Origin of the sequence: Streptomyces sp. NBC_00207, from assembly GCF_045160965.1 — a bacterium.
Taxonomy (GTDB): domain Bacteria; phylum Actinomycetota; class Actinomycetes; order Streptomycetales; family Streptomycetaceae; genus Streptomyces.
In genome coordinates this window covers 7885343-7907271 of sequence record NZ_CP130715.1, presented here as the reverse complement: position 1 = coordinate 7907271, position 21929 = coordinate 7885343, and the positions used below count along the sequence as shown (strand labels likewise).

The following is a 21929-nucleotide window of genomic DNA, read 5'->3' as shown; positions in this document are numbered from 1 at the left end:
ACACAGTGGTTACACGAGTCATTGACACGTGTAACCACTGTGTCACATCCTCGTCGACGGACGTGGCGACGGATGTGTCACCGCACGTGCCCCGGCACGTGGTCCGCCGTGCCGCCGCCCTGTCGCGCTCCGTCGCACCCCCGCCGTCGCGACAGGGCGGCGCCCACCCCTCGGCCCTGCGTCCCCCGCTCTCCCCTCGCCCCCTCCCCTCCCCCATTCGCCCCTCCCCTCGCCCCCTCGTCCGTCCGCAACCGCCCAGGAGGGCACCGTGGCCCTTTCCTCCCCCGGCACCGGTTCCACCGCCGCCACCACCGACGCGTCCACCGGGCCCGGCCCCGCACGCCGCGGCCTGCTCCCCCTGCTGCTCGTCGGCAACAGCGCCATGTACGCCCTCTACGTCGGCGTGGCCGGCGTTCTGCTCGCGCTCCAGGTCGAGGACATCGACCCGGCGAACAAGGTGTCCAACTTCGGCCTGATCGCAGGGGTCTCGGCGATCTTCGCCACGGTCTTCAACCCCGTCGCCGGCGCCCTGTCCGACCGCAGCGGACGGCGCAACCCCTGGATCCTCGGCGGCGGTCTGGCCGCCGTCCCGGCGATGTTCCTGCTCGGCTTCGCCGACACGATCCTGCTGATCACGATCGCCTGGTGCCTCGGCCAGGCCGTCATGAACGTCTACCAGGCAGCCATCACCTCCGTGGTCCCCGACCGCGTGCCCCTGAGCGCCCGCGGCAAGGCCTCGGCGGCCGTGGGACTCGGCCTGCCCTTCGGGTCCACCCTCGGTGCGCTGCTCGGCGCGGCCTTCTCCGAGGACTACCGCACCGGGTACCTCGTGTTCGGCGCGCTCGTGGCGGGGGCCGCCGTCCTCTTCACCGCCTGCAGCCGCGAGGAGCGGCTCCCGGCCCGCGCCCCGATGCCCGTACGGGCGCAGCTCGGCGCCTTCGCGGGCGCGCTGCGCCACCACGACTTCCGGTGGGCCTTCATCGGGCGGGCGCTGCTCGTCCTCGGGTACTTCGCGGTGACCGGCTACCAGCTCTACATCCTGCAGGACCACACCGTGCTGCCCGACGGCATGAAGCCGGAGGCCGCGGTGGCGGTGATGATGCCGCTGACCAGTGTGGCGATGGTGATCTCCACGGTCCTCGGCGGATACCTCTCCGACCGCTTCGACCGCCGCAAGCTCTTCGTCGGCGCCTCCGCACTGCTGTCGGCCGTCGCGCTCGTCATCCCGGCCGTGTCGACCGGCTGGACCGCGATGCTGGCCTTCTCCGTGGTCAACGGGCTCGCGTTCGGCTGCTACATGGCGGTGGACACCGCGCTCGTGACGATGGTGCTCCCGAAGGCCGAGGACGCGGCCCGCGACATGGGCGTGCTCAACATCGCCAACGCCGGTCCGCAGATCGTCGCGCCGTTCGTCGCCTCGGTGATCGTCTCGCTCAGCGGCGGGTACACCGCGCTGTTCGTCGTCGCGGCCGTGCTGGCGGTGGCGGGGGCGCTGGCGGTGAAGCCGATCCGCAGCGTGCGCTGACCTCGAACCCGCCGCCTCGAACCCCGCCGCCTTGGTCCGCGCCCTTGATCCGCGCCTCTGGTCCGTACCTCCGACCGGAATTCACCGCTCCCGGCACACCGTTCACACCACCGAGAAAGGCACCACCGTGCAGCTGCACACCCACACCTGGGGCGAGGGCGACCGCATCGCCCTCCTGATCCACGGACTCATGGCCGACCACCGGACGTGGCGCCGGGTCGGCCCCGCCCTCGCCGACCACGGCTACCGCGTCATCGCCGTGGACCTGCGGGGCCACGGGGCCAGCGACCGCGGCGCGTACAGCCCGGAGCTCTACGCGGACGACGTGGTCGAGACGCTGCCGGCCGGCGCCGAGCTCGCCATCGGCCACTCCCTCGGGGGCCTGGCCCTGTCGCTCGCGGCGGACCGGCTGAAGCCGCGGCGGGCGGTGTACTCCGACCCCGGCTGGCACCTGGCCGCTCCCGCAGAGGGCTTCGGACCGGAGCTGCTGGCCCGGTTCAAGACGGCGACCAGGGAGGAGATCCGGGCGATGAGTCCGCGCTGGGAGGACGTGGACGTCGACATCGAGCTGGCGACCCTGGCGCTGTGGGACGAGCAGACGGCACTGAACCTCGCCCCGCTGCTCGGCGTCGACCTGATGCCGGCCGCGCCGGTGGTCCCGTCGCTGGTGCAGCTCGCCGATCCCAGCCAGTTGATCTCAGAGGAGCGGGCGCAGCTGCTCAAGAGCCGTGGTTTCCAGGTGCGTACGGTCGCCGGGGCCGGACACACCATCCACCGCGACGACTTCGACGGGTTCATGGCCTCGCTGGAGGGGTGGATCTAGGGCCGGGCCGGGCAGCGGGACGGCACCTGGCAGCGGCTCTTCACCGGGCTGCGGGCCCGGGCCGATGCCAAGGGCCTGACCACCTGGCCGTGCCCCGCGTCGAGCCGGGCCGCCCCGCACGGCACCCGGCCCGGTCGCGGGCAGCACGCCGTGGCCACGCGATACGACGACGTGGCTGTGGCCACTCACACCGCGCGCTGCATGCAGACCAGCTGATCCCGCTCATCCCACGACTCGGTGATGACGAAGCCGAGCCGTTCGTACAGGGCGATGGCCCCGGTCCGCCAACTCCACACCGATAGCCCCACACCGCTCACGCCGCTTTCCGCGGCATGCGCAAGCGCGGCGCCGAGCAGGCCGGACGCAGTGCCCCGGCCCCGGAACGCCGGGTCGGTCCAGAGTCTCTTGATCTCCGACCGCCCGCCGACGGGGGCTGTCACCACCAGGCATCCCACGGCCGTGTCGCCGCTCAGGGCCAACAGCACGGCATCGTCGACGAACGCGGTCCGCGGGTCCGAGATCTCTGCCTGGTAGCGGTCGGGCAACCCGTCCACGTCGGCAACGGCCCTGCCCTTCTCCGCCTCCGTCCGCAGGTGGTAAGCCGTCAGCAAACCCGCCAGCCCGTGCTCGGCGGAAGGGCTCCGGTCTGGCCAGCGGACGATGGCGACCTCGCGTTGATCAGTCATGACGCCAGCATCACACGACACGGAGCGGCGCCACATGAGCCGTGTCAGAGGCGGTTGCGACACTGGCGCCATGAGCAACGACGTTGAACACGCCGGCCGGGTGGACCCGGTGGACCTGCTGCTGCGGACGGACTGGAACGCGGTGGAGCACTGCTGCCCGGATGTGGCACCGGAGACGCCCGTGATCCTGCGGGAACTGCTGGACGACGACCCGCGCGTGCAGGGGTACGCCTTGCGCTGCCTGGCCGAAGCCCTCATCCGCGGGAACGTCTTCTACACCGCCACGGCTCCGGCGGCCCGGTACGTGGCCGCGGTCCTGGGGGACCCGCGGACCCTGGCGCAGGTCACCGACCGCAGCGCGTACGAGGTGCCCGAATCGGGTCCGCAGACCCCGTTCCCGCTGCGCGCCGGCCTGATGAACTGGCTGGGGGACGCGGTCGTCGACGCGATATCCCAGCAAGGGCGGCCCTACGGCGACGAGGAGGACCTCGACGCGTTCCTCGAGCTCGCGCCGGAGTTCTACGAGGCCGTGCACCCTTTCCTCACCTCGGACTCCCCCGGCATACGCGAGGCGGCCCTCGGCGCGCTCCTGCCGCTGCTCCGGCTGCCCGCCCTGGCCGACCGGGGCCCCGCCCACCGCGACCGGGTCCTCGGCGCGGCCTTCGGCGCCGGACCGCACCGCTGGCGTGCCGTCGACACGCTCTCCTCCTGGGGAGAGGACGTCTCGTCTCTGCTCTGACCGCCCCCGTCCCCAACGCCGGTGCCTTCACGGGTAGTCGCTCGAGGCAGGTCCCCATTACCGTCTTCCTACCGAACGGTAATAGGGGGAGTGGTTCGCGATGCCGGATTCTTCGGATTCTTCAGCCGGCCTGGTCGAGATGGCTGCCGCACTCGCCGAAGGCAGCGTGTCGGCACGTCAGTTGACCGAGCAGGCGCTGCGCCGGATCGCGGCGGCACAGCCGGGGCTGAACGCCTTCCGGACCGTGCGCGCCGACGCCGCGCTCGCCGAGGCGGACGCGGCCGACCGGCGGCTGGCCGCGGGAGAGCGGCTGCCCCTGCTGGGCGTGCCGCTCGCGGTCAAGGACGACATGGACGTGACCGGGGAGCCGACCGCATTCGGCTGCGCCGGGAGCTTCGCCCCGAAGACCGCCGACAGCGAGGCGGTACGGAGGCTGCGCGCGGCCGGTGCGGTCATCGTCGGCAAGACCCAGACGCCGGAGCTCGGGCAGTGGCCCTTCACCGAGGGCGAGGCCTTCGGCGAGACCCGCAACCCCTGGAACCCGGCCTACTCGCCCGGCGGCTCCTCGGGCGGCTCGGCGGCGGCCGTGGCGGCGGGCCTGGTCCCGGCGGCGCTGGGCTCGGACGGAGCCGGTTCGGTCCGGATCCCCGCGGCCTGGACCCACCTGGTCGGCGTGAAACCGCAGCGCGGGCGCATCTCCACCTGGCCGGAGCCGGAATCCTTCCACGGGCTCACGGTCAACGGCGTGCTGGCCCGCACCGTCGCCGACGCGGCGCTCCTGCTGGACGCCGCGAGCGGCCCGCACCCCGAGGACCTGCACCGCCCCGCCCCCATCTCGGCGGTCGAGGCGGCCCGGCGCACCCCGCGCCGGCTGCGGATCGCCCTCTCCTTCGGGATGCCCTTCACGGCCACGCCGAAGTCTCTCGACCCGCAGGTGCGTTCCGCGGTGGAGCGGCTGGCCGGGCTGCTGGAGTCGCTGGGACACGAGGTGGTCCCGGAGGACCCGAGGTACGGCCCGATCGGCCTGACCTTCGTACCGCGCGCGACCAGCGGCGTACGGGACTGGGCGGCACGGGTGCCGGATCCGGCGCTGCTGGACCCGCGCACGCACGAGGCGGTACGGACCGGCCGGATCCTGGGCGGGCTCGCCCTGCGCGTCTCCCGGCGGGCGGAGGCGGCGCTGCGGCACCGGGTCGGCGAGATCTTCGGCCGTTTCGACGTGGTGCTCACCCCCACGACGGCCACGCCGCCGCTGCGCATCGGGGCGCTGGCGGGGCTGGGCGCCATGGCCACGGACCGGGCGATGATAGCCGCCTGCCCGTACGCCTGGACGTGGAACGTCCTGGGGTGGCCGGGGGTGAACGTACCGGCGGGGTTCACGGGCGAGGGGCTGCCGATGGGTGCCCAGTTGCTGGGTCCGGCGGACTCGGAGCCACTGCTGCTGGCACTGGCCGCGCAGGTGGAGGCGGCGCGGGGCTGGGCCGCGCGGCGGCCGGATCCGGTGCGGGCCGGCGTGTGAGGGCCGCGGGCCGGCGGGTGGGGGCTCGGGCAGGCGGGTGGGGAGGGCTCGGGCCGGCGCGTGAGGCCGAGGGCCGGCGGATGACGGCCGCGGGCCGGAGTGCCGACAGTGAGCCTCCGTGACACGCTGAATGGGGGGATCTCGCCGGTCCGGCCGCTCGGCCGGCCCTGCACCCAAGGAGATCGAAATGGCCAGTGACGCCAGCAGGCCCCAGGCAGGCCACGGGCAACCGCGCCCCTGGCACGCACCCACGTCCGGTACCACCCTCCTGGCGGGAGTGCTGATGATCTTCGGAGGGGCGATGGCGTTCCTCGAGGGGATCGCTGCCGTCGCCAGTGACGACCTGTTCGTCGTGACGCGCCACTACGTGTTCGAGTTCAGCCTGACCGGCTGGGGCTGGGTCCACCTCATTCTGGGCATCGCCCTCGTCGTCGCCGGATGCGCCGTCCTCGCCGGAGCCCTGTGGGGCCGCTACTTCGGCATCATGGTCGCGGGCCTGGGCGCGATCGCCAACTTCCTCTGGATCCCGTATTACCCCTGGTGGGCGCTGGTGCTGGTCGTCGTCAACCTCTTCGTCGTCTGGGCGCTGTGCACGGGCGCGCACCGGGAATCGGACATGGTCTGACCACCGGCCCAGGCTGCACCGGGTCATGGTTCCCGACCCAGTAACCTCGGCGGGATGACGGCACTTTCGCATCACGGCAACGGCTACACCGACCAGCCCGGCCGCGACGGGGACACGGCGACCACCGAGGCCGACCCCCGCGCCATCGGCCCCGTACGCACCGAGTACGCGCCCGACCCCGACGGGGACCCCGATCCCGGCGAAATCGTGTGGACCTGGGTCCCCTTCGAGGAGAACGACGGTCGCGGGAAGGACCGACCGGTGCTGGTCGTCGCACGGGAGGCGGGCGGGCGGACCCTGCTCGCCGTACAGCTGTCCAGCAAGCGGCACGACCACGACCGGGAGTGGGTGCCGATCGGGACCGGCCCGTGGGACAGCGCGGGCCGGGAGTCCTGGGTGGACGTCGACCGGGTGCTCCGGGTGCACGAGACGGGGATGCGGCGCGAGGCCTGCGCGCTGGACCGCGGACGCTTCGGGCTGGTCGTCGACCGGCTGCGCGAGCGCTACGGCTGGACGTAGCGCGGGACGGGCGGGCGTACGACGGACCGGCGCGGGACGGACGGGGCCGCAGGGCGGCAGGGGCGCGGGACCGGAGCGGCGCCGGACGGCCGCGGCCACCCAGGGGCCCCGGCGGCGCAGACCGCCGCGGTCACCCAGGGGCCCCGGCGCCCGCTCTCAGGCCCCGAATCCGGCGAAGGCCCGCTCGAAGGCCTGACGCGTCTCGGGCTTGCGGTCCAGCACCCCGAACACCACCCGCTCGAAGACCCCCGCGAACCGGTCCGCCAGCAGCCCCCGGAAGGCCTCGGCCACCTGCGCCGGGTCGTTCTGGAACACCCCGCAGCCCCACGCCCCCAGCACCAGCCGCCGGTAGCCGTGCAGCACCGCCACTTCCAGCACGAGCTCCGCCCGCCGGACCAGCGCCGCGGGGATCTCGGCCACCCGCTCCGGCTCCTGGCGCCGGATCGTGCCCGCGTTCGGGGCGGGAGAGGTGAGGAAACCGACCCGGAACGGGGTCTCCAGCAGGTCGCCCCGGTCGTCGCGGAAGACGGGCACCCCGGGCGAGTGAATCACCCGGTCGGTGTAGAAGGTGCTGCGTTCCGCGCGATGGACCTCGTAGTACTCCGGGGCCTCCAGCAGCGTCTCGTAGAGGGCCGAGGCGCGGCACAGGGCCTCCTCCTGGGCCTTGGCCCCGCGGACGTAGCCACCCCCGGGATTGCGGGCCGAGGCGAAGTTCAGGGCCGCGACCGGGGCTCCGTCCGGGCCTGCCGCGGCGTCCGGTCCCCCCGTCGCGAGCCGGCGGGCCGCGACCGTGGTGCTCTCGCCCGTGACCTCGACGGCCGTCGGGCCGCCCCCACGGACGATCCCTTCGCCTGGAACGACCCGATTTGGTCCGTATATCCTGGTTCCGGCCTTGGCGTCCGCCAGGGCGGCGGCAAGGGAGACCTGCCGTCCCGACCGCGTCCGGTAGCCGCCGGCCGCCAGGATCTCCGCGTTCTCCCGCGCGATCTCGCGCAATCTGCTGCTCACGCCGCCATCCTCCGCACCCCGGCCACCGGCGGCAAAGGAATTTGTGCCCCAGGGAGGGGTAGGGCACGGGTGATGTCACGGCCGACGACAGGAGACGAGGACCCGGTATGCCCCAGGACTCACCCACTCCCCCACGCCCACCCGCCCCACCGACCACCGCCCCCCTCACCGAAACCCAGGCGGAGGAGCTGATCCACGGCATCTGTTTCAAGACCGGCCCGCCCCGCCTCATCGGCGCCGAGCTCGAATGGCTGGTCATGGATGCCGAACGGCCCGAACAGCCCCTGTCCGCAGAGCGGCTGCGGGCCGCGCACGCCGCCGCCCGCGCACTGTCCCTGAACTCGCGGCTGACCGTCGAACCCGGTGGCCAGCTCGAACTCAGCTCGGCCCCCGCCGCCTCGCTCAGCGGATGCGTGGACGGCCTGCAGGCCGACCTCACCGCCGTACGCGGCGCCCTGCTGGCCCGCGGACTTGTCCTGCGCGGCCTCGGCCGCGATCCCCGGCGCCCCTACCGCCGGCTGCTGAACAGCCCGCGCTACGACGCGATGGAGGCCTACTTCGACCGCACCGGCCCGGCCGGGCGCGTCATGATGTGCGCCTCCGCCTCCGTACAGGTCTGCGTGGACGCCGGGTACGAGGAGCCGGGCGTGCTCGGCCACGGACGGCGCTGGCGGCTCGCACACCTGCTGGGCGCGGTCCTGGTGGCCGCCTTCGCCAACTCCCCCGCGCACGAAGGCCCGTACGCCGGCTGGTGCTGTGCCCGCCAGGGGGTCTGGGGCGACATCGACAGCCGGCGCGCGCTCGCCCCGCCGCTGGACGTGGAGCCGCGGGCCGGCTGGACGCGGCAGGCTCTGGACACCGAGGTGATGTGCGTCCGGTCGTACGAGGGCGAAGCCTGGGAGATGCCGCGCGGCACGACCTTCCGCGACTGGCTGCGCATGGGCGGCGACCCCGGGCAGCCGGCCCACTCCGCTCCCCCGGGCCGCGCCGGACTGCGGCCGCCCACCGCCGAGGACCTGGAGTACCACCTCACCACGCTGTTCCCACCGGTTCGGCCGCGCGGCCACCTGGAGCTGCGGATGATCGACGCGCAGCCCGGCGACGACGGCTGGCTGGTCCCGGTGGCCGTCGTGCACGCGCTGTTCGACGATCCGGAGGCCGCCGAGACCGCGTACCGCGCGACCAAGGCGCTGTCCGACGCGCACGGACCGCGGCCCTCGCCCCGCAATCCGCTCTGGCGGTCCGCGGCCCGGCACGGCCTGGCCGATCCGGACCTGAGGACGGCCGCGACGGCCTGTTTCCTGGCCGCCGCCGAGGCACTGCCCCGGCTGGGCGCGAACCGGCACGTCCAGGAGACGGTCGGCGCGTTCACCGAGCGCTTCGTGCTGCGCGGCCGCTGCCCGGCCGACGACGCGTCCCCCCTGCAGCCCGCCGCGAAGGAGGCCCGCCGGTGACCACCTCGCACCCGTCCCGGGAAGCCCTGCGGGAGCGGGCGGCCGCCGCCCTGACCGCCGCGCGCGTGCGTACGGCCGGGCTCACCGACGCCGTGAGCGACGCGGACCTGACCGCCCAGCACTCGCCGCTGATGTCCCCGCTCGTCTGGGACCTGGCGCACATCGGCAACCAGGAGGAGCTCTGGCTGCTGCGCAACGTCGCCGGGCGCGAGTCCATGCGCCCCGAGATCAATCCGCTCTACGACGCGTTCGAGCATCCTCGTGCCGAGCGGCCCAAGCTGCCGCTGCTCGGGCCCGAGGAGGCCCGCCGGTACACGGCCGAGGTGCGCGGCCGGGTCTTCGACCTGCTGGAGCGCACCCCGCTGGAGGGAAGCGCGCTCCTCGACGACGGCTTCGCCTTCGGGATGATCGCCCAGCACGAACAGCAGCACGACGAGACCATGCTGATCACCCATCAGCTGCGGCGGGGCGCACCCGTGCTGGCCGCGCCGGATCCGGACGCCCCGTTCGATCCGCCGCTCGTCGCCGAAGTCCTCGTCCCCGAGGGACCGTTCACCATGGGCACCTCCACCGAGCCGTGGTCGCTGGACAACGAGCGGCCCGCGCACGTCCGGGACACCGCGCCCTTCTGGATCGACACGGTGCCGGTGACCAACGCCGCCTACCTGGCCTTCATCGCGGACGGCGGCTACCGCGAACCCCGCTGGTGGGCGGCGCCGGGCTGGCAGCAGATCCGTGAACACTCCATCGAGGCACCGCTGTTCTGGTACCAGGAGGCCGGCCAGTGGCTGCGCCGGCGCTTCGGGGTGACCGAGCCGGTACCGGAGGACGAACCGGTGCTGCACGTCAGCTGGTACGAGGCGGACGCCTACGCCCGCTGGGCGGGGCGGCGGCTGCCCACGGAGGCGGAGTGGGAGAAGGCCGCCCGGTTCGATCCGGCGACCGGCCGCTCGGCCCGCTACCCGTGGGGCGACGCGGAGCCGACCGCGGCCCTGGCCAACCTGGGGCAGCGCCATCTGCGCCCGGCCCGCGCGGGCAGCTACCCGGCCGGGGCCTCCCCGCTCGGGGTGCGCCAGCTGATCGGCGACGTGTGGGAGTGGACCGCCTCCGACTTCCTGCCGTATCCGGGGTTCCGTGCCTTCCCGTACCGGGAGTACTCGGAGGTGTTCTTCGGCCCGGAGCACAAGGTGCTGCGGGGCGGTTCCTTCGCGGTGGACCCGGTGGCCTGCCGGGGCACCTTCCGCAACTGGGACCTTCCGGTACGGCGGCAGATCTTCTCCGGCTTCCGGACTGCGAGGGACGTCTGATGTGCCGTCATCTTGCTTATCTGGGACCGGTGGTGGAGCTCCGGAGACTGTTGAGCGAGCCCGAGCACTCGCTGGTGCGCCAGTCCTGGGAACCGCGCCGGCAGCGGTCCGGCACGGTCAACGCGGACGGCTTCGGCATCGGCTGGTACGCGCAGGACGACCCGGTGCCCGCGCGCTACCGAAGGTCCGGACCGGTCTGGTCCGACCTGGGCTTCGCCGATCTCGCCCGGGTGGTGCGCAGCGGGGCCGTGCTGGCCGCCGTACGGGACGCCACGCTGCCCGGGGCCGACGGGGAGGCGGCGGCGGCGCCGTTCACGGAGGGGCCGTGGCTGTTCAGCCACAACGGCGCGATACGGGGCTGGCCGGACGCGGCGGCCCCGCTCGCGGCCGGGCTGCCGCCCGAGGAGCTGCTCCGGCTGGCCGCGCGCACGGACTCGGCGCTGGTCTGGGCGCTGGTCCTGCACCGGCTGCGGGCCGGGGACGACCTGGGCACGGCGCTGGCCGAGCCGGTCCGGGAGCTGGCCACGGCGGCTCCCGGCTCGCGGCTGAACCTGCTGGTGACGGACGGCGCCGCGATCGCCGCGACGGCGTGGGGGGATTCGCTCTGGTACCTGGCCGATGCGGGCGCCCGGCGCACCGTGGTGGCCTCCGAGCCGTACGACGACGACCCCCGGTGGCGCGAAGTGCCCGACCGGACCCTGCTGACCGCCACCCGCACGCGGGTCGAACTGACCCCGCTCAAGGAGAACTCCCCGTGACCAACTTCCAGTTGACCCGGACCCTCGACGAGCACGCGGCGGAGACCGCGCTGCGCACGGACGTGCTGCACGGGCTCACACACCTGCCGAAGGTGCTGCCGCCCAAGTGGTTCTACGACGCGCGGGGCAGTGAGCTCTTCGAGGAGATCACCCGGCTGCCCGAGTACTACCCGACCCGCGCGGAGCGGGAGATCCTGCTGGAGCGGGCCCGGGAGATCGCCTCCGAGAGCGGCGCCCGCACCCTGGTGGAGCTGGGTTCCGGGTCCTCGGAGAAGACCCGGCACCTGATCGAGGCGATGCCCGCACTGGACACCTACGTCCCGGTGGACGTGAGCGAGAGCGCCTTGCGGGGGGCGGCCGAGACCCTGCTCGCGGCGCATCCGGGGCTGCGGGTGCACGCCCTGCTGGCGGACTTCACACGCGCGCTGCAGCTGCCGGACTCCCCCGGGCCCCGGCTGGTGGTGTTCCTGGGCGGCACGATCGGGAACCTGCTGCCGCCGGAGCGTGCGGTGTTCCTGGCGTCCGTCCGGGCGATGCTGTCGCCCGGGGACGCGCTGCTGATGGGCACGGACCTGGTGAAGGACGAGGCCGTGCTGGTGTCGGCGTACGACGACGCGCGGGGTGTGACGGCCGAGTTCAACAAGAACGTGCTGGCGGTCATCAACCGGGAGCTGGACGCGGACTTCCACACCGCCGACTTCGCGCACGTGGCGGTGTGGAACAGGGAGCAGGAGTGGATCGAGATGAGACTGCGCGCCCGGTCGGATCTGGTGGTGAAGATCCGGGCGCTGGATCTGGTGGTGCCCTTCGAGGCGGGTGAGGAGATCCTGACGGAGGTCTCGGCGAAGTTCCGTCAGGAGGGCGTGCGGAAGGAGTTGGCGGCGGCGGGCCTGGAGCTGACCCAGTGGTGGACGGACGCGGCGGGCCGGTTCGCGCTGTCCTTGTCGGTCGCCGACGGCGCCGTCGGCTGAGTGGGTATGCCAGGCAGCGGGGTCGGGGCTGAGGCCCCGAGCACGGCCTGCTGAGCGGCTGCCGCGAGGTCCCGCCGGTCCGCGTACCGGCCCGGTGGGATCCGCGGCAGCAGCCTGACCTCGGCCCGCACCCCGCGGGCCCGCGCGATCCGCCACAGCGAGGCGGTCAGCGGGTCGTCCCCGACGAAGGCGGGCGCCCCGGCCGGGGTCCCGTCGCACAGCAGGTACGCCAGCCGCACGGGCTGTACGGGGACCCGCGCGTCCAGCGCCGACTGGAAGGCGGCCCGGCGGAAGGTCCCCTGGGCGCGGCCGCACCACGTGGAGCCCTCGGGGAAGACGGTGACCCGGTCGCCGGCCAGCAGCGCGCCGGTGACGGTCCCGACGGTGGTGGGCAGGGCGCGGATCCGGTCGCGCTCGATGAACAGGGTGCCGGCCCGCCCGGCGAGGCGGCCGAGGACCGGCCAGGCGCGGATGTCGCTCTTGGCGAGCATCCGGCAGGGCATGACGGCGGCCACGAGCGGGATGTCCAGCCAGGAGATGTGGTTGGGCACGAGGAGGCGGCCGCCGCCCGGGCCCGGGCTGCCGTACACGGTAATCCGTATGCCGAAGGCCCGTACCAGGGCGGCCGCCCAGGCCCGTACGACCGTGTGCCGGGGGCCGGCCGGCAGCAGCCGGGCCGGCGGGGCGCCCAGGATCCCCAGCAGGATCAGGGCGACGGCGGCGGCGAGCCTGAGCACCGCCCGCGGGACGCTCGCGGTGCTCCCCTGGTGGCCGGCACAGGCCTCGGGGGTGCAGGGCGAGGTGGGCAGCCAGACGCTCATGCGCCCGGGACGAGCGAGCGGAAGTGCTTCAGGTAGCGCGGGTTGGTGCGGCGCAGCGAGAGCAGCACGTACAGATCGGCGCAGCCGAAGCCGGCGTCGAGGGCGGGTTCGCCGCAGACCCAGGCGCCCAGGCGCAGGTAGCCGCGCAGCAGCGGGGGCAGCTCCATGCGGTCGGGGAAGGTGATGCCCTCGGGGCTCCACGGGAGGTGCGGGGTGACCCGGTACTCCTCGGGGGCGAGGCTGCGGGTCAGGGCGGCCTCGCGGGTGGCGGCGGCCAGGACTCCGCCGTCGGCGAGCGGTATCGAGCAGCAGCCGGCGAGCCAGTTGTGCCCGGTGCGGTCCATGTAGTGGGCGAGGCCGGCCCAGATGAGGGCGATGACGGCGCCGTTGCGGTGGTCGGGGTGGACGCAGGAGCGGCCGACCTCGACCAGGTCGGGGCGGATGGGGGCGAGGGCGGAGAGGTCGAATTCGCCCTCGGAGTAGAGGCGGCCGGCGACGGCGGCGCGCTCCGGGGGAAGCAGCCGGTAGGTGCCGACGACCTGCTCGGTCTCCTCTTCGACGACGAGGAGGTGGTCGCAGTAGGCGTCGAAGGCGTCGGAGTCGAGGCCGGGCTCGGGCCCGTCGAGGCGGGCGCCGAGCTCGCCGGCGAAGACCTGGTGGCGCAGGCGCTGGGCGGCGCGCACCTCGGACTCGTCGCGGGCGAGGCGCACGGCGTAGTGGGGGCCGGGGGCCGGCGCGGTGCCCCGGGGTGCGGTGGGTGTGAGGGGGGCGGGGGCGCCGGGGACGGTGAGCGGGGAGGGGGAGGAAAGGGGGGACGGGGACAGGGGTGCGATGGTCATGGCGGCTCCTGATCCGGGCACGGAGGGCCAGGCCGGCAGGTGCGTGGCCTGGCTCCTTTACTTCTTCCGTGACCGGCTGGATTCGACATGACCGCTCAGCGGCCCTTGGATGTGCGGACGCTGAACTCGGTGGTGAGGGTGACGGCGGACCTGTCGGTGGACCCGTCGGCGAACGCAGCGGTGGACGTGCGGGTGGACGTGTCGATGGCCCGGCTCAGCGGTCGGAGCTGAGGACCTTGCCGATCTCCTCGGAGGCCGTCCGAGCCGCCTGCTTGGGGTCCCGGCCGGTGAGCACGGCCGTCATGAAGGGCTTGATCGGATTCTTCGCCTCGACCTCGGCCCAGCGGGCGGAGGTGGGGGTGGCCCGGCCCTGGGCGGCGCCTGGGGCCATGTTGGCGGCGCCCTCGTTGCCCTCGACCACGTGCGCGAGGGTGGTCTTGTTCGGTACGTAGCTCATCGTGCGGGCGAGTTCGGTCTGCCACTTCTCGCTGACCAGGGCCGTGATCACGTCGACGGCGTGCTTCCGCTGTCCGGTCCGCTCCGGGATGATCAGGTCGGAGCCGCCGGTGAACACGGCGCCCGCCTTGTCGGAGGTCTTGCCGGGGATCGGGAAGAAGCCCAGCTTGCCCTTCAGGGCGGGGTTGGCCGCCTCGATCTCCGCGGCCTGGCCTGGCGGGGCGATGATCTGCGCCGTCCGGCCGCGCGCGAAGACCTGCGACTGCGGGGGCGTCTCCTCGTCGGCGTCCTTGGGGCCGTCGCCGAGGGCCTGGAGCTGCCGGTAGAAGTCCATGCCGGCCAGGGCCTTCTCGTCGTCGAGGGTGCCGACCCACTTGCCGCCGGTCTCGACGGCGAGTTCGCCGCCCTCGTCCCAGATGAAGCCGGCGAGGACGTACCAGTTCTGGCCCGCGAGGTAGATGCCCTGCTGGTCGCCCTTGTCGAGCTTCTGGGTGGCCTGGATCCACTCCTGGCGGTTCTTGGGCGGGGTCTTGATCCCGGCGTTCGCGAAGAGGTCCTTCTGGTAGATGACCACCCGGTTGGCGGCGTACCAGGGGACGCCGTACTGGGCGCCGTTGATGCTGCCGGGATCGGCGAGGCCCTTGAGCCAGTCCTTGCTGTCCCATTCGCGCAGGCCCTCGAGGGTGAGTTCGGAGAGGCCGCCCTTCTCGATGTACTGGGCCACCTGGGTGTTGCCGACCTCGATGACGTCGGCGCTCTCCTTGCTCGTGCCGTCGAGCACGGCGTTCACCTTGTCGCCGATGCCCGTCCACTCCTGGATCTCGACCTCCAGGTCGACGCCGGGGTGTTCGTGCTCGAACGACGCGGTGAACCTGTCGATGAAGTCCTCCGAGGCGCTGCCCTTCATCAGCCAGAGCGTCACCTTCTGCGGCCCTGCGGCCGAGTCGGCCGACGGGCTGCAGCCCGTGAGGGCGGTCGCGGCCGCGAGGACGGTGCACAGGGCGGGGAAGCGCATCTTCAAGAGGTCACCTTCTGGGGGCTCGGTCTCAGATGGCTCGAAATTGGCATAGACCAATGGGCCGGTCAAGGGTCTTCCACTCGGGATTGTTTGCGCATAGTTCGCGGAGTGGGACGTACTGGGGCACCGTAGAACCAGGCAAAAGCCACCCACTGTCGGGAGACCTCCATGTCCAATCACACGTACCGGGTGACCGAGATCGTCGGCACCTCCCACGAGGGCATCGATCAGGCCATCCGCAACGGGATCGCCCGGGCGGGCCAGACCGTGCGGAACCTGGACTGGTTCGAGGTGGTCCAGGTGCGCGGCCACATCGAGAACGGGGAGATCGCCCACTACCAGGTGGGCCTCAAGGTCGGCTTCCGCCTCGAAGGCGAGGACTGAGCCCCCACCCGGGGCCCGGCCCCCGGCCCCGTCCTCGGCCCGGTCCCGTCACGTCCGGCCGTCGACCTCCTGCGCGGCTTCGAGCTCCGGCGCGTCCGCCGCCCAGTCGGCCTGCACCACCCGGAAACCGGCGGCCCGCGCGGCCTGGCAGACCAGCTCGTCGTCGTCCACGAGCATGCGCACCTCCCGGCCGCGGGCGATCCGCCCCAGCACCTCCAGCTTGGTCGTGCGGGCCGGCCGCCGGTCCTGGTTCCCCCGCATCCACAGCCGCCCCTCGGGCAGCCCGTGCCGGGTGAGCCAGTCGACCGTGTCGGCCCGGCACCGCTCGGGGCGCCCGGTCAGGTACACCACCTCGCAGTCGGCCGCGCTCTCCACCGCCAGCGCCACCCCGCGCGCGAGCGGCGGATCGGCCGGGGCCGCGCCGAAGAAGCCGCTCCAGTCACGGGGGCGGCGCTCCAGGAAGTGCTGGCGATGGCCGGTGTCCGCCAGGGTGTTGTCGATGTCGAAGACGGCCAGCGGCCGAGAGGTGCTCTTCTCGCTCATCCGGCCAGCCTAGGGCCGGGCACCGACACGGGCGCGGCCCGGAGGAGGGGTGGGGGAATCCTGGCGGCCCTGGGACGTTGACTCCTCTGTGATCCGAAAACTCTCGATACTCGACCGGTCCCGCACCCGCGAGGGCCACCCGGCCCCGCAGGCCCTGCGCGACACCGTGGAGCTGGCCCGGGCGGCCGAGGAGCTCGGCTACCACCGCTTCTGGGTCTCGGAGCACCACAGCGTGCCCGGGGTCGCGGGCTCGGCGCCGACCGTGCTGGCCGCGGCCGTCGCCGGCGCGACCCGCCGGATCCGGGTCGGCACGGGCGGGGTGATGCTGCCCAACCACCAGCCGCTGGTGGTCGCGGAGCAGTTCGGGGTGCTGGAGTCGCTGTTCCCCGGCCGGATCGACATGGGGCTCGGCCGCTCGGTCGGCTTCACCAACGGCATCCGGCGCGCGCTCGGCCGGGACACCGGGGACGCCGACCGCTTCGAGGAGCAGCTGGCCGAGCTGCTGGGCTGGCTCGACGGCACCCAGCAGGCACACCCCGAGGTGCACGCCCGCCCCGCCGAAGGGCTGCGGATACCGGCGTACGTCCTGGCCACCGGCGAAGGAGCCGGGATCGCCGCCCGGGCCGGGCTGCCGCTGGTGGTGGGCGACCTGCGGGCCCGCGACCGGGTGCGGGAGATCGTGGAGGCGTACCGCAAGGAGTTCCGGCCCTCAGCCCGGGCCGCGGAGCCGTACGTGGTCGTCTCCGGAACGGTGGCGGTCGCCGCCACGGCGGACGAGGCCCGCCGCATCCTGGTCCCGGAGGCCTGGTCCCTCGCCCACTCCCGCACCCGCGGCAGCTTCCCTCCGCTCCGCCCGGCGGAGGAGATCGAGGCCCTGGAGATGACCCCGAAGGAGCGGGACCTGTACGAGGGCGCCCTGGCCGGCCACCTCCACGGCACCGAGGACCAGGTGGCGGCCCGGCTCTCCGAGGTCGCCGCCCTGACGGACGCGGACGAACTCCTGGTCACCACCTCGACGTACGACCGCACGGCGCTCCTGGACTCGTACGCACGACTGGCCCGGATCGCTGGCCTGCCGGACCTGCGGTGAGGAACTCCGACATCGGATAGCGTCAGTGGACTGCGCCGGTCACGTCTGCGGGGCGGGGTCAACTGAACTGTGCGGGAGTTGTGTTGGACAGGAGATCAGGCGGCCGGGGCGCGCCCGGGTTAATGGTGCTGTCGATCGGGGTGGGAAGCTTCCGCGACGGTTCCGGCATGGAGGAGCTCGGCTTCGTTGCCGATCGGATCGAGGAAGTCCGCAAGGCCTTCGAGCAGTTCGGCGCGGTGGTGGAGACATCGCTGGACGGAACCGAGGGCGAGATCGACGCCCTGTTACGGAAGTGGATCGTCGATGAGCGGAAGTCCGCAGATGTCGTCGTCATCCATGTGATCGGACACGGGCGGGCCGACCGCAGCGGCCGGCTCTCCTTCGTGGCCCGCGACGACCGCGAGGTCGACGTGGACCGGTGGATCGAGAAGGCGCAGCAGGAGGCCGAGCGGGGCCGGGACCGCCAGCGCGTGGTGTTCCTGGTCGACACCTGCGGGGCGGGCATCGCGACGGGACGGCAGCCCATCTCCGAACTGGACAGCGAACGCGGCGTCTGGTCGCTCGGCGCGTCCACCAGCAGCTCGCCGACAGAACGCGGCCGGTTCAGCGTATGGGTCGCGAAAGCGTTGGGCGCGCTGTTCTTCACCGACTTCGCCCTGGACGTCGAGTCGATCAGGTTCACGCGGTTCGTCCGGGCTCTGATCGACGAGGCCAAGGCGGATACCGCACGGCGCGTTTCCCTCGGCTTCAGTGTGGCGCAGGGCGACGGCGAGTGGCCGTTCCTCCCGAATCCCCTGACCGCCGAACACACCCCGGAACAGATCCAGTTGCAGCGCCGCTCCCTCGGCTTCGTCCCCGGCGAGGACCTGGGAGACCTGGGTACCCAGGTCGCGGCGGGCAAGGAGATCAGCGACAGCCTCTACTTCATCGACCGCGCGTCCGGGCGCGGTCTCATCTCCGTCGACGGCAGGACGGGCTTCTTCTCGGGCCGCGCCGCGGAGCTGAAGCGCTACCACGCATGGCTGGCGGGCGACCGCCCCCTGCTGACCGTTACGGGCGCGGCAGGCGCAGGCAAGTCGGGGCTGCTGGGCCTCATCGTGTGCGCGGCGGCCCCGAAGCTCCGACAGGGCGTCAGGGAGCTGTGGGAATCCGTCGCGCACGATCTTCCGGAGGTCCCCGACATCATCGCCCTGCACGCACGTCAGCGCTCGGTGCGGCAGGTGATCGACATCATCGTGGAGCAAGCGGGACTCGAACCGCCCAAGGACGAGGAGAATCCGGAGGATCAGGCCCGCGAAAGGGAAACCGGGGGCGCCGACCCCGTCCGGTGGACCGGCGGCCTCCTGCGCAAGGCTCTCGCCCAGGAGCGGAAGCGCCGCCTCATCGTGGTGGACGCCGTGGACGAGAGCACCGACCCTCCCGCGGTCCTGCGGCTGATCAGCAGCCTCCTCGCGCCGGAACGGCGGGACGGCACTCTGGCGAAGGCGCCGTGCAGGGTCCTGCTGGGCGGACGGCGCGAGGTGGTGGCCGGACTGTCCTGCGCCGAGGAACTCGCGGAGATCGCCGCCGACCAGATCGATCTGGACACGGCGGATCCCGTCGCGCTGGAGGAAGACGTACGCCACTACATCGCGCGGCTGCTTCGTGCCGGCAAGCCTTACGCCAGCGGCCCTTCAGCGGAGTTCGTCGACACACTCGCGAAGCGAGGGGCGACCGGCATCGTCCGTCACCTGCGCTCGGACAGTTTGTGGGGACCGTTCCTGCTCGCCGGCCTGTACGTCCACTACCTGGTGACCCTGAAGTACCCGCCGCAGGACGAGACCGCGGCACGGGCCTACGCCCGGGAGGCGTCGGCGGACCTGCCGGACCTGATGGAGGCCGTCCTCCTCGCCCGGCACGACGAGTTCCCCTCGTTGCGTGCGGTTCTCGCGATCCTCGCCCGGTCGCACGGGGACGGAATGCCGCTGACGACCTTGCGCCGCTGCCTCAAGGCCATGGACGCCGACGACATCACCGACAAGAAGTTCCTCGACACCCTGCGGGAGGCTTCGCCGTTCCTCCGTACCGGAGTCGACCCGGCGAGTGACGTGGCCCTGTACCGCATCTTCCACCAGGGTCTGGCGGACTACTTGCACGATCACCCGGCGAGTTCGGATGCGGTGGACGCCGCCCAGAGCCTGGACCTCGAACGGAGGCTGCTCTCGGAAATCATCGGGCCCTTCACGACGGGTGCCGCCGAGTCCCGCGACGACTGGTACTCCGCAGAACCGTACGTACTGCGGCACGCGCTGGGGCACGTCGCCGAGGCCGATGCGGCCGAGTCCGCGGAGTTGCTCCTGACGGACCCCTACTTCCTCATCCGCTTCGACCCTCGGCAGGATCACCGGGCGATCGACATGACGCGGTCCGAGCAGGCCGCGGAGTACGTCCGGCTGCTGAGTGCGTCGTGGTCCGCGCACGCGCAGATCACGAAGGCGTCCGACCGTGCGTCGGTGTGCGCCTTCGACGCCCATCGGTTGAATCTTCCGCAGCGCCGGAAGCAGTTCGCCCGCATCGCGGGGATGGTCGCCTTCCAGCCGGAAGAGGCCCATTCCCTGCTCTGGGCCGAGGGTGGCCACGTGGACGCCGGCACCCGCTTCATCGAACGTGTGAGCTCGGCGGTGCGCAATGTGGCGGTTTCGCCGGACGGTGGCCTCGTCGCGGCCGCCACGAGTCGAGGCGTGCACGTCGTCGAGACGGATACGTGGCGCGAAATCGCGCACTTCCTCGGAAATTCGCAGGACCCGATCACCCACGTCGCCTTCTCGCCGGACGGCCGTCTGCTCGCGTTCGTCACGAACGCCTGGACACGGAGCCTTCAGTTCTGGGACGTCGAGAAGCGCACGCTTGTCGGAGAGCCGTGGCAGCACGTGACGGGAAGGGTCAGCGCCCTCGCGTTCTCCCCCGACGGCCGTCGGCTCGCGGTCGGACGCCACGATCTCGGTGCCTCCGTCTGGGATGTGACCGGCGGCCATCCGGTCGAGGAGGTGCGCCTCCAGCACAGTGAAGGCGTCGATGACCTGCAGTTCAGCCCCGATGGGGAACTGCTGGCCGTGTGCGGTGGACGGGGGTTGGCCGTCTGGACGACCAACGACTGGAACCGCGTGTCCCTCAGCACCGAGAAGGCCCGGGCCATCGCCTTCTCGCCGGACGGCGGCCTGCTCGCCGCACTCGACAGCGAGGGGGTCAGCCTCTGGTCCTGCGAGACGCTCGAATGGATGCGCCGGGTGGGTCAGAAGCCCATGGCCGTCGGCGGTGGCCTCTCCTTCTCCTCCGACGGCGCACTCCTGGCGATCGGTAGCTGGAGTTCGTTGCACGTCGTCGAGGTCTCCTCGGGGCAAACGGTCAGCCGCCTTGCCGACAGAGGCGCCTACAGCACCTGCGTGGCGTTCCACCCCTCGAATCCGGCGCTGCTGATCAGCGGTCACGCGGAGGGGCGCCTGCGCCTGTGGAGGGGGCTGGGAGAGGGTACTCAGGAGCCGAGGTTGACGCAGTTCGCCTCGTCCAGTGCCGCCGGCTCGCCCGACGGGCGCCTGCTCGCCGTCCTCAACAAGACCAAAGGGTGTCTCGAACTCCGCGATCCGGCCACCGGGGAAACACTCGCAGAGATGCCCGGGGGAAGCGGCTCCCTTTTCCTCTTCTCGCCCGACAGCCGACTCCTGATCGCCTCGGGCTTCTCCGGATCCCTGCAGATCATCCGCACGGGATCGCTCCCCCCTCCGCCCGCAGAGACCCTCCGCATCGGGGGACACACGTACGCCCTGCCTCGCGTCGTCTTCTCCCCCGACAGCAAATGGTTCGCGCTCTTGGTCATGGAACATCCGACGACCTCGGTGATCAAGATCTGGGCTTCCCGTGATCTGCGCCTCGTCAGACGAATTCCGCTGCCCGACGCACCGGACAACTTCGGGTTCGCAGGACCGGGGAAGCTGTTCGTCACCATCAACGGAGCCCTCGCGGTCTACGACTGCGGCGAGACCGATTCGGAGGAGTCCCGCGCATGACCCGCGTCCTCGGCATCCACGGCGTCCGCAACTACAAGGCCGCCGACCGCACGCCCCACCTCGGCAGCGCCCGGCTGCGGGCCGAATGGCTCGCGGCGATCGGGCCGGCCGCCCCCGGGCTCGATCTGGAGACGGCCTACTACGCCGACCTGCTGCGCAGCGAACGGCAGAGTGCGGATCCGGCTGACGACGAGCTGGCGCTGGTCGAGCAGTGGGCGATGGTCTGGGGAATCGATCCGAGCGGGGTCCAGGGCCGGGCGACGGGCTGGCTGCGGTGGATCTGCGGGCAGGTCGCCGAGCGGACCAGGCAGAACCCCGCGGTGGTGGAGAAGAGCGTGAAGCTGTTCTTCCCCGAGGTGGCACGGTACTTCGCCGCCGGGCGCGACCCCGTGCGCGAGCGGGTGAGATCCGCGCTGGTCCGGCACCGGCCGGACGTCGTCGTCGCGCATTCGCTGGGCAGTGTGGTCGCCTACGAGGCCCTGCACGACCTGGCGGGCGAACTCGACGTGCGGCTCCTGCTGACCCTGGGCTCCCCGCTGGCCCTGCCGAACGCCGTCTTCCACCGCCTCGATCCGGGGCCGCTGGAGGGCCGGGGTGCCAGGCCGCCGGGTGTGCGCCAGTGGGTCGACATCGCCGACGTCGGGGACTTCGTGGCCGTTCCGAAGGGTGAGCTGGCCCGGGTGTTCGAGGGCGTGGAAGGGCAGCCGGAGATCAGCATCGCTCCCCTGTGGCCGCACAGCGTGCTCGACTACCTGAAGCATCCGGCGGTGGCGGAGGCCATCACTGCCGCCGGCCGCTGAC

At 72.6% G+C, this 21929-nt stretch carries 21 protein-coding genes; 15 read left to right on the top strand and 6 right to left on the bottom strand.

Annotated elements, in window-relative coordinates:
• Positions 1-268 precede the first annotated feature (268 nt).
• Together OG472_RS36485 and OG472_RS36480 are read left to right on the top strand one after the other, a co-directional pair.
• Positions 269-1525, top strand: a complete 1257-nt coding sequence (locus tag OG472_RS36485) for an MFS transporter (RefSeq protein WP_405833200.1) — start codon at positions 269-271, stop codon at positions 1523-1525.
• Positions 1526-1652: 127 nt separating this feature from the next.
• A complete protein-coding gene (locus OG472_RS36480) occupies positions 1653-2348 on the top strand; it encodes an alpha/beta fold hydrolase (protein ID WP_405833198.1) in 696 nt (231 codons plus the stop codon).
• A 185-nt stretch (positions 2349-2533) separates the two neighbouring features.
• Here the strand turns inward: OG472_RS36480 and OG472_RS36475 are convergent, their stop codons facing one another.
• Entirely contained in the window at positions 2534-3034 is a 501-nt protein-coding gene (locus OG472_RS36475; protein WP_405833197.1) for a GNAT family N-acetyltransferase, read from the bottom strand.
• A 70-nt stretch (positions 3035-3104) separates the two neighbouring features.
• Between OG472_RS36475 and OG472_RS36470 the strand changes: the two genes are divergently transcribed.
• From OG472_RS36470 to OG472_RS36455, 4 genes are all read left to right on the top strand, one after another.
• Positions 3105-3773 (top strand): hypothetical protein, encoded by a 669-nt coding sequence (locus tag OG472_RS36470; RefSeq protein ID WP_405833195.1) that lies wholly within the window; start codon positions 3105-3107, stop codon positions 3771-3773.
• Positions 3774-3873: 100 nt separating this feature from the next.
• Positions 3874-5292 (top strand): amidase, encoded by a 1419-nt coding sequence (locus tag OG472_RS36465; RefSeq protein WP_405833193.1) that lies wholly within the window; start codon positions 3874-3876, stop codon positions 5290-5292.
• Positions 5293-5479: 187 nt separating this feature from the next.
• A complete protein-coding gene (locus tag OG472_RS36460) occupies positions 5480-5917 on the top strand; it encodes a hypothetical protein (RefSeq protein WP_405833191.1) in 438 nt (145 codons plus the stop codon).
• Positions 5918-5971: 54 nt separating this feature from the next.
• On the top strand, positions 5972-6436 hold the full coding sequence (locus OG472_RS36455; RefSeq protein ID WP_401605648.1) for a type II toxin-antitoxin system PemK/MazF family toxin: 465 nt from the start codon (positions 5972-5974) through the stop codon (positions 6434-6436).
• Between the two features lie 156 nt (positions 6437-6592).
• On the opposite strand, the gene OG472_RS36450 is transcribed toward OG472_RS36455, so the two are convergent.
• Complete coding sequence (locus OG472_RS36450; RefSeq protein WP_405942503.1) at positions 6593-7444, bottom strand: TIGR02452 family protein; 852 nt, start codon at positions 7442-7444, stop codon at positions 6593-6595.
• A gap of 107 nt (positions 7445-7551) precedes the next feature.
• On the opposite strand from OG472_RS36450, the gene egtA reads away from it, so the two are divergent.
• The 4 genes from egtA to egtD are packed head-to-tail and all read left to right on the top strand — an operon-like array spanning position 7552 to position 11934.
• Positions 7552-8898, top strand: a complete 1347-nt coding sequence (gene egtA / locus OG472_RS36445) for an ergothioneine biosynthesis glutamate--cysteine ligase EgtA (RefSeq protein WP_405833187.1) — start codon at positions 7552-7554, stop codon at positions 8896-8898.
• Entirely contained in the window at positions 8895-10205 is a 1311-nt protein-coding gene (egtB, locus tag OG472_RS36440) for an ergothioneine biosynthesis protein EgtB (RefSeq protein WP_405833185.1), read from the top strand. Before egtA ends, egtB begins: the two co-directional genes overlap by 4 nt.
• Entirely contained in the window at positions 10205-10963 is a 759-nt protein-coding gene (egtC, locus tag OG472_RS36435) for an ergothioneine biosynthesis protein EgtC (RefSeq protein ID WP_401605641.1), read from the top strand. The genes egtB and egtC overlap by 1 nt, the downstream gene beginning before the upstream one ends.
• Positions 10960-11934 carry an L-histidine N(alpha)-methyltransferase gene (egtD, locus tag OG472_RS36430; protein WP_401605639.1) on the top strand — a complete coding sequence of 325 codons (975 nt, stop codon included), beginning with the start codon at positions 10960-10962 and terminating at the stop codon, positions 11932-11934. Before egtC ends, egtD begins: the two co-directional genes overlap by 4 nt.
• Here egtD and OG472_RS36425 read toward each other — a convergent pair.
• Together OG472_RS36425 and OG472_RS36420 are read right to left on the bottom strand one after the other, a co-directional pair.
• A complete protein-coding gene (locus OG472_RS36425; RefSeq protein ID WP_405833183.1) occupies positions 11817-12755 on the bottom strand; it encodes a lysophospholipid acyltransferase family protein in 939 nt (312 codons plus the stop codon). The two genes, egtD and OG472_RS36425, sit on opposite strands and share 118 nt — an antisense overlap.
• Positions 12752-13594, bottom strand: a complete 843-nt coding sequence (locus OG472_RS36420) for a GNAT family N-acetyltransferase (protein WP_405833181.1) — start codon at positions 13592-13594, stop codon at positions 12752-12754. The genes OG472_RS36425 and OG472_RS36420 overlap by 4 nt, the downstream gene beginning before the upstream one ends.
• Positions 13595-13681: 87 nt before the next feature.
• On the opposite strand from OG472_RS36420, the gene OG472_RS36415 reads away from it, so the two are divergent.
• A complete protein-coding gene (locus tag OG472_RS36415; protein ID WP_401605633.1) occupies positions 13682-13825 on the top strand; it encodes a hypothetical protein in 144 nt (47 codons plus the stop codon).
• Here OG472_RS36415 and OG472_RS36410 read toward each other — a convergent pair.
• Complete coding sequence (locus OG472_RS36410; protein ID WP_401605630.1) at positions 13809-15071, bottom strand: extracellular solute-binding protein; 1263 nt, start codon at positions 15069-15071, stop codon at positions 13809-13811. The genes OG472_RS36415 and OG472_RS36410 overlap by 17 nt on opposite strands.
• A 165-nt stretch (positions 15072-15236) precedes the next feature.
• Here OG472_RS36410 and OG472_RS36405 point away from each other — a divergent pair, with 165 nt between their 5' ends.
• Entirely contained in the window at positions 15237-15452 is a 216-nt protein-coding gene (locus tag OG472_RS36405; RefSeq protein WP_030663252.1) for a dodecin, read from the top strand.
• Positions 15453-15500: 48 nt separating this feature from the next.
• Here OG472_RS36405 and OG472_RS36400 read toward each other — a convergent pair whose 3' ends face one another.
• Positions 15501-15995 carry a hypothetical protein gene (locus OG472_RS36400; protein ID WP_405833176.1) on the bottom strand — a complete coding sequence of 165 codons (495 nt, stop codon included), beginning with the start codon at positions 15993-15995 and terminating at the stop codon, positions 15501-15503.
• Between the two features lie 88 nt (positions 15996-16083).
• Here OG472_RS36400 and OG472_RS36395 point away from each other — a divergent pair, with 88 nt between their 5' ends.
• From OG472_RS36395 to OG472_RS36385, 3 genes are all read left to right on the top strand, one after another.
• A complete protein-coding gene (locus OG472_RS36395) occupies positions 16084-17085 on the top strand; it encodes an LLM class flavin-dependent oxidoreductase (RefSeq protein WP_401605624.1) in 1002 nt (333 codons plus the stop codon).
• 83 nt (positions 17086-17168) lie between these two features.
• Entirely contained in the window at positions 17169-21128 is a 3960-nt protein-coding gene (locus OG472_RS36390) for a hypothetical protein (RefSeq protein ID WP_405942502.1), read from the top strand.
• The gene (locus tag OG472_RS36385; protein WP_405833172.1) at positions 21125-21928 is read left to right on the top strand and encodes a hypothetical protein; all 804 of its coding nucleotides are present in this window, start codon (positions 21125-21127) and stop codon (positions 21926-21928) included. The genes OG472_RS36390 and OG472_RS36385 overlap by 4 nt, the downstream gene beginning before the upstream one ends.
• Position 21929 lies beyond the last annotated feature (1 nt).